We start from the raw sequence: 5,929 nt of genomic DNA, 5'->3' as shown, positions 1-5,929 counted from the left end.
AGCATATTGGCCTCCTTCTCACGTTTCGGATAGACAAATTGCAAGCGCTTGGGTGCCAAATTGTGGCGTTTGAGCATATCTAAGATATCCAAGAGCCGATCAGGACGATGAACCATGGCCAAACGACCATTAGACTTGAGAATACTCTGAGCACTTCGACAGATTTCTTCTAGATTAGTCGTAATTTCGTGTCTGGCCAGAAGGTAGTGTTCACTCTCGTTCAGATTAGAATGCGGATCCACCTTAAAATAAGGCGGATTACACAAGATCATATCCACCTTACTTCCCTGAATGTGGGCAGGCATATTTTTCAAATCATCACAGATGACCTGCATCTGCTCTTCCAAGCCATTCAACTGAACCGAACGCTCTGCCATATCCGCCAAGCGCTCCTGAATTTCTACAGAGAGAATTTTTGCCTCTGTACGACTACTTGCAAAAAGTCCCACTGCACCATTTCCAGCACAAAAGTCCACAATTAAACCCCGTTTAGGGAAGCGAGGAAAGCGTGACAAGAGAACACTATCCACCGAATAGCTAAACACCTCTCTATTTTGAATGATCTTGATATCTGTCGAAAAGAGCTGGTTGATTCGCTCTCCTGGTTTTAATAATTGTTCTTCTTTCATACTTCCATCATAACAAACTATGTTAATATTACAAGCGATTTAGATAATCGTATTTACGGTTTCTTTTTTAAATGCTCCAGTGCCTCACGCGTCCAAACAGGCATCATTCGGGCAAGAGGAGCAAAACCGTGCTTGATCCGATCATTTGAAAAACGTCTCCGTCTTGGCAATTGATGTTTTTCCTCTTCCAAAGTACGGATAGAAAGACTAGCCTTCCCAGTGTATTCGTCAAAATCCACCACCTGAACTTGGACTTCATCGCCAATTTTTAAAATGTCATAGATATTTTCAATAAATCCCGTCCGAATCTCCGAGATGTGAATCAGCCCTGTCACCCCTGTCTCTAACTCAACAAAGGCACCATAAGGCTGAATTCCTGTAATACGCCCAGTTAGCTTATCACCAATTTTCATCCTAGTCCTCAATTTCAATCGTTTCAATTACTACATCTTCAACTGGCTTGTCCATGGCCCCTGTCTCAACAGCTGCAATGGCATCCAAGACCGCAAACGATTCTGCATCTACCAATTGCCCAAAAACAGTATGGCGGCGGTCAAGGTGAGGCGTTCCACCTTGTTCTGCATAAATCTCAGCGATTGGTTCAGGCCAGCCACCACGCGCAATCTCTTTCTTAGAGTACGGCAAGTGTTGGTTTTGCACGATAAAGAACTGGCTACCATTGGTATTTGGACCCGCATTGGCCATAGAAAGGGCACCACGGATATTATAGAGTTCTTCAGAAAATTCATCTTCAAAAGAGTCACCGTAGATTGACTCGCCCCCCATACCAGTACCAGTTGGATCTCCACCTTGGATCATAAAGTCCTTGATAATACGATGGAAAATGACTCCATCATAGTAGCCATCTTTAGAAAGAGCAACAAAGTTAGCCACTGTTTTAGGAGCCTGTTCAGGGAAGAGCTTGATACGCAAGTCTCCGTGATTTGTCTTAATGGTCGCAAGAGGACCTTCTACTGTTTCAATTTCTACTTGTGGGAAATGCAATTCTTTTTCTACCATACCAAATCCTTCTAAGGCATCAAAAATGCCATCTTCTTCTACTGTTTTTGTAATATAATCTGCTTTTTCTTTGATATTTTCGTGGGAAGCACCCATAGCAACACTGATTCCAGCATAATCAAAGAGTTCCAAGTCATTGAGACCATCCCCAAAGACCATGACATTCTCTGGTTTCAAGCCTAGATGTTCTACAACCTTGGCTACACCAGTTGCTTTGGATCCTGAAATCGGCACGATATCAGATGAATGTTCATGCCAACGCACCATGCGAAGTTTATCCGATAAAGACTCTGGTAGGTGCAAGTCATCCCCTTTATCCTCAAAGGTCCACATCTGGTATATTTCTGCTTTTTCATGGAAGTCAGGATCCACATCTAAGTTTGGATAAATCGGGTCAATAGCCTCACTGATTAGTTCTGTTCGAGTAGAAAGTTTGGCGTCATGACTACCAACCAAGCCGTACTCAATTTCTTCTTCCTTTGTCCAAGAGATATACTCCTCAACATCTGACTTGTCAATCTGATGCTGATAAATGACCTGGCCTTTTTTATCTTCTATATAAGCCCCATTCAGAGTTACAAAAAAGTCTGGCTTGAGCTCACGAATCTCTGGAACGACACCGAAAATACCGCGCCCAGAGGCAATTCCTGTTAAGATTCCTTTTTCACGCAACTGTTTAAAGACAGTGGGAATTGTAGCTGGAATAAAACCTGTCTTTGACGTACGCAAGGTATCATCAATATCAAAAAAGACGATTTTAATCTTCTTTGCCTTGTATTTTAATTTTGCATCCATCTCTCTACCTCTTTTTTATCACTCCTTCCATTATACCATAAAGCTGATGAAATTCCTTTTTTGAAAAAAGATGAAAATCCTATCAAAAAGAGAGCCAGAAAAACTAGCCCTCTCTTTTCACCCTAGAACATCTCTAGAGCAATCATGGTAATCATCGTTGCATCATAGTAGTTGTCCAAAGGTAAATCTTGTGTGAAAATGTATTTATTTTGCTGAAGAAGTTTCAGATAGCCTTCTCCCTTGTCAGACGCATAGGTAATCGGTGCCAAGAAGCTACCTGCCTGGTATTGATTGAGGGCCGTTCCGTTCAAGTCATAACCAGCATAGATACGTTGCTCTTTCATAAAGAAATCCATCATCTTTTGAACGAGTTTTTGGCTTCTTTCATCCTGGCTCTGTGACAAGTGATAAGGCAAACGACAAGCGTTATAAGAATACGCTCCATCGTATTGAGATTCGATAGTGTTGGCATCAACAAGACGTGCCCCAGACTTCTCAGCCCAGATAAAGTCTGGCAAGAGACCCGTATCAGAATGAGAACTGATTTGCTCCAATTGCCCAAGCATCTTATCCTTAACATCTAACCACTGTTTATTTCCAGTCAGGTCATAGAAAGATTGGAAATAGTGAGGAAGAGTATCAGACGTCCGCATCAAGTAATAATAATCAGAATCCTTGTTTGCCCAGTTCCCTACTGTTAGGACACCTGTCTCTTCATTGTAATTGTATTTAAGGATATCATCCAAGATTTTTTTAGCTTGCGCTTGGTATTCCTGCGCCTTATCTGGCCACTGCTTGGCAGCTTCAATCAAAGAATAAGCGATGTAGAGATCACCATCGGTTGCGTTTTGCTTCTCAACCGATTCGCTACCATTTGTGATTACTTGCTTCCAAGACATCAACTGCGTTCCCTCGATACGATGATTTTGGTAATAGCGATAAAGGTTATCAAAATCTGCTTGACTTGCTTGCCCTTTTTGGGCTGCTAAAACCGTTATCAGCATGCCGTAACTTTGAGCTTCTGATAGAACTGTTGTTTCCTCAGAATCATTCGTCGTACGAACATAAGATTGATCGCCTTTTGTAACAAGGAACTGTTGACTCCATTGGCTGTAAATTCGATTCCGCATCTCGATTTTAGTCCTTCCTCTTGCTAAAAACAAGGCTAAACAAAAGATAGAAAGGATGAGCACAAACCAGACATATTTTAATTTATTCGTTTTCATAGAACCTCCTATCCTGCAAATCGCTTGGTTTTAACCCACTTGGTTTCTTTTCGGCGGAGTACTTTGTCCAGCACGATCGAAGAAATGGAATCAACGGATACAACGATAAACATCTGTGCATAAGAGAAATAGGCTGCCAGGGCTAACCAGATTTGCTTTGTAGTAGCTTGTCCAAATTGACTTGCCAATGCTGTCATAATTTGCATCAAATACAGACCAATCATAAGGATCCAATTAAATAGCATTAACTGTGCGATGTAAATATTGTCCGCGTCAAAGGCAAATGGAATTCTAACATCTGGAAGGAAAAGATTGAGGCAAATAGCTAGCACATTCGCTAGGAAAATCAAATCCGATAGGACAATGGCAAAGTTAAACCAAAAGAAAACACAAGAATAGTTAAAGACTTCTAGTTTAACGCGCCAGTTTGCTCTGCCAAATAAATGCTTAAAGTTCGAGAGAACTACTTCATAATTTCCTTTAGCCCAGCGTTTCCGTTGCATATAGTAACTCTTTAAGGTCTCAGGTTCTTGTTGGAAAGCCTCTGAATTATAGGCAAGGGCAATCAATTTCCCACTCTGCATGATTTTGAAGGAAATATCGGTATCCTCGGTCAAGGCACCATTTTTCCAACCACCGATACTCTTTACAAAGTCGGTTTGAATGATAAAGTTGGTCCCTGGAATACGCCCAATTTTAAAGAGATGCCACATCCCAACGTGGTGCACGCGCTGAGTAACAACGATTTCTTGGTTGATACAACGAGTCAAGAAATTTTGATTGGCATTTCGAGTCTTGTTGCGACCGAAAGATGCTACGTGGCGTTCTGGATCTTTCATCACTTCTTTCACAAGGAAATAAAGAGCATTTTTTTCAGGCATGGCATCCGCATCATAAACACAGATGTATTCGCCTGTTGCCATCTCCAAAGCATCGTTTAGAACGCCCGCTTTTCCTCCCGTACCAGTACGATCGATAATAGTCAGATTTCTTCCTGCATATTCAGGCATGGCTTGTACTGACAAACATTCTGCATAGGTGTTGTCTGAACAGTTATCCGCAAACAAGAGCAACTCCACACGGTCATGAGGGTAGTTCATATCCAAGATAGCTTTTGCTGTTTGGGCAATCACCACATCTTCATTATGAGCAGGTACGACAATGGTCACCTTAGGATAGCGAGGTAGTGGAGTCGTGTCTACACGAAAATCACTGTGTTTAGACCAAAAGTGAACAGCAGAAAAGAGAATTACCAACCCCCATGCTAGAGAAATCCAGATTGTAAGCAAGGTAAAAATCATTAATATTTGACTAATCATGTTTCACCGCCTTAAAATTTTTGTTCACTCGATGGTAAAGAATATTGTATGCAATAAATAGTATGATAAAACAAATACCAAAGGCGAGACTGAGTCCCAAAGCAATGCCAAAAAATAAATCCGTTAGAGTCATATTTCCCTCCTAATATTCTACAATTACATCTGTCTCTAATTGACGCTTGAGATGACTAGTGACATCCGAGTAGTTTTGGTACTTGTCTTTATGATCAGAGTGAATCACCAAATACCCTGTTTGAAACTGAATTCCTTGATTTCCACTCTCGCCATGAAAAATCAAACTTGATAGTTTTTCCTGCAAAACATTCCGATAGAGTTCCTTTAAAGAATGTTGATTCCCACAGGATAGCAGCAAAAAATTACCATCCGAAACGTAATAGAGCTTATCATTGCAACTCAATTCCTGAGCAATTACTTCTTGAATACGACTGATCATCTGGTTATGTTCTTTTGGTTTAATCTGAAAGAACAAATCTTCATGAGCCCAATGAATCAATAAGGACTGTACCGTCACATCACTTTGTTCAGTGACCATCGCTTGGTAATCTGCTCGAGCTTCGTCTTCCTGTTCTTGTACCTTTGAGACCACCTTGAAGAAATAATAACGAACTTTAAGTAGAATCCCAATCAAAAGTGGAAAACTGATCAATAAGAAGACCAATTGCATGATTGGGATATAAACCACACCCGCAACCAAAACGATAAGTCCAAAACCAAATGCTAAGATAAGGGTCCAAGTAAGTAAAAGGTCAGATAATACCAACACTGCAAACAAGGCTAAAGCTAAAAACAAGATTTGTTCTAAAATGATTGTTCGAGCATACAAAAAACAAAGCACCAAAAGAATGACCTCACAAGCAAGCAAAGCCATAAGCCAGTTTTTAAATTGACTCCAATTTTTCATTTTATCTTATTTCCCCCT

General features: G+C 40.8%; 6 protein-coding genes. All 6 read right to left on the bottom strand.

Going from position 1 to position 5,929, the window contains the following annotated elements:
• Positions 1-629: tRNA1(Val) (adenine(37)-N6)-methyltransferase (locus SORDD15_RS00970; protein ID WP_061415615.1), on the bottom strand; the 629-nt coding region annotated here is incomplete at its 3' end.
• Positions 630-682: 53 nt separating this feature from the next.
• On the bottom strand, positions 683-1,042 hold the full coding sequence (locus SORDD15_RS00965) for a S1 RNA-binding domain-containing protein (RefSeq protein ID WP_000689618.1): 360 nt from the start codon (positions 1,040-1,042) through the stop codon (positions 683-685).
• A gap of 1 nt (position 1,043) precedes the next feature.
• Positions 1,044-2,444, bottom strand: coding sequence for a bifunctional Cof-type HAD-IIB family hydrolase/peptidylprolyl isomerase (locus SORDD15_RS00960; protein ID WP_061413579.1), 1,401 nt, complete (start codon positions 2,442-2,444; stop codon positions 1,044-1,046).
• A 122-nt stretch (positions 2,445-2,566) separates the two neighbouring features.
• Positions 2,567-3,670 carry a family 8 glycosyl hydrolase gene (locus tag SORDD15_RS00955; protein ID WP_061413577.1) on the bottom strand — a complete coding sequence of 368 codons (1,104 nt, stop codon included), beginning with the start codon at positions 3,668-3,670 and terminating at the stop codon, positions 2,567-2,569.
• An 8-nt stretch (positions 3,671-3,678) separates the two neighbouring features.
• Positions 3,679-4,989 carry a glycosyltransferase family 2 protein gene (locus tag SORDD15_RS00950; RefSeq protein ID WP_061413576.1) on the bottom strand — a complete coding sequence of 437 codons (1,311 nt, stop codon included), beginning with the start codon at positions 4,987-4,989 and terminating at the stop codon, positions 3,679-3,681.
• A 142-nt stretch (positions 4,990-5,131) separates the two neighbouring features.
• On the bottom strand, positions 5,132-5,911 hold the full coding sequence (locus SORDD15_RS00945; RefSeq protein ID WP_061413574.1) for a hypothetical protein: 780 nt from the start codon (positions 5,909-5,911) through the stop codon (positions 5,132-5,134).
• Positions 5,912-5,929: the final 18 nt, after the last annotated feature.

It is taken from the genome of Streptococcus oralis, assembly GCF_001578935.1.
Lineage (GTDB): Bacteria > Bacillota > Bacilli > Lactobacillales > Streptococcaceae > Streptococcus > Streptococcus oralis_R.
Note: the sequence above shows the minus strand (reverse complement) of the source record. Positions and strands in the feature narration are given on the sequence as shown.

What these genes read in the sequence shown, in the direction of transcription:
- SORDD15_RS00950 (WP_061413576.1), bottom strand. Translation starts at nt 4,989, where the DNA reads ATGATTAGTCAAATATTAATGATTTTTACCTTGCTTACAATCTGGATT.
- SORDD15_RS00945 (WP_061413574.1), bottom strand. Translation starts at nt 5,911, where the DNA reads ATGAAAAATTGGAGTCAATTTAAAAACTGGCTTATGGCTTTGCTTGCT.
- SORDD15_RS00955 (WP_061413577.1), bottom strand. Translation starts at nt 3,670, where the DNA reads ATGAAAACGAATAAATTAAAATATGTCTGGTTTGTGCTCATCCTTTCT.
- SORDD15_RS00960 (WP_061413579.1), bottom strand. Translation starts at nt 2,444, where the DNA reads ATGGATGCAAAATTAAAATACAAGGCAAAGAAGATTAAAATCGTCTTT.
- SORDD15_RS00965 (WP_000689618.1), bottom strand. Translation starts at nt 1,042, where the DNA reads ATGAAAATTGGTGATAAGCTAACTGGGCGTATTACAGGAATTCAGCCT.